At 66.9% G+C, this 1,265-nt stretch carries 1 protein-coding gene; it reads left to right on the top strand.

What is annotated here, in order from left to right; translation table 11 throughout:
- Positions 1-1,265, top strand: a 1,265-nt coding sequence (locus AC1DOG_RS23120; RefSeq protein ID WP_113012469.1) for an efflux transporter outer membrane subunit, incomplete at both ends; no start/stop codon positions are given.

The following is a 1,265-nucleotide window of genomic DNA, read 5'->3' as shown; positions in this document are numbered from 1 at the left end:
CTCGCGGGCTGTGTGAGTGGCCCGGATCATGTTCCCCCGGAGATGCCCCTCCCGGCCAAGTTCAATGAAGGCTCGGCCAAGGCCGACGGCGACGTCTCGACGGTCGCGTGGTGGACCGCTTACCGCGACACCCGCCTGAACGGACTGGTCACCGAGGGCCTCAGCGAGAACCTGTCGATCCAGCAGTCGCTGGAGCGCATCAATGCCGCTGCCGGTAACGTCACSGTGGCTGGCGCTGGTTCGCTGCCGAGCCTGACGGTCGGCGCATCGCACACCACCAGCGGCACGCTCGGCGATCTCTCCACCCGCAACGGCGCCACCAACACGAGTGGCGGCAGCGCCAATGTCGGCTGGCTGCTCGACCTGTTCGGCCAGTATCGCCGTTCCAAGGAAAGCGCCCAGGCGTCCCTCGACGCCGCCTACTCGACCGCCGACGTYGCCAAGCTCACCTATCTCCAGGATCTGGTGAACTCCTACATCAACGCCCGCTACTACCAGGAGCGCATCGCGCTCTCCAGGGCCAACCTGAAATCGCGCCAGGAAACCTACGAGCTGACCAAGTTCCAGCTCGATGCCGGTGCAGCCTCGCGTCTCGACGTCGTGCAGGCCGAAGGTCTGGTRCAGTCGACCCAGGCTGAAATCCCGGGYCTGGAAACCAACTTCCGCGTYGCCGCCCACCACATCGCCACCCTGCTCGGCAAGCCGGCCGGCTCGATGGTCGCYGAACTGCAGCGCGGCGGCTCGCAGCCGGTCTTCCGTGCCGGCATCGTCTCCGGCGTTCCGGCCGACCTGATCCGCAATCGTCCCGACATCCGCGTCGCCGAGCGCAATCTGGCCGCYGCCACCGCCAATATCGGTGTTGCGATCAGCCAGCTCTATCCGTCGATCTCGCTCTCCGGCTCGATCTCGCCCACCTACGTCAAGGCAGCCGGCGTTTCCGGCGGYGGCCTGACCAGCTGGTCCTTCGGCCCGACGCTGACGCTGCCGATCTTCGACGGTGGCCGCCTGCGCGCCAATGTCGATATCGCCAAGTCCGACGCCAAGACCCAGTATCTYGCCTGGAAGCAGGCGGTTCTGCAGGCGGTCGAGGAAGTGGAAAACGCGCTGTCGGCGGTTCGCCGCGATGCGCAGACGGTTGCSGCACTSCGCGCCCAGGTCAAGACGACCCAGGAAACGCTGGATCTGTCGACCGCCAGCTACAAGGACGGCGCCTCCTCGCTGCTCGACGTCCTCGACGCCCAGCGTCAGGTCTCGCTCGCCCAGGC

Source organism: Rhizobium sp. 01N48 (assembly GCF_056399145.1).
This window is presented reverse-complemented; position numbering and strand designations above follow the sequence as displayed.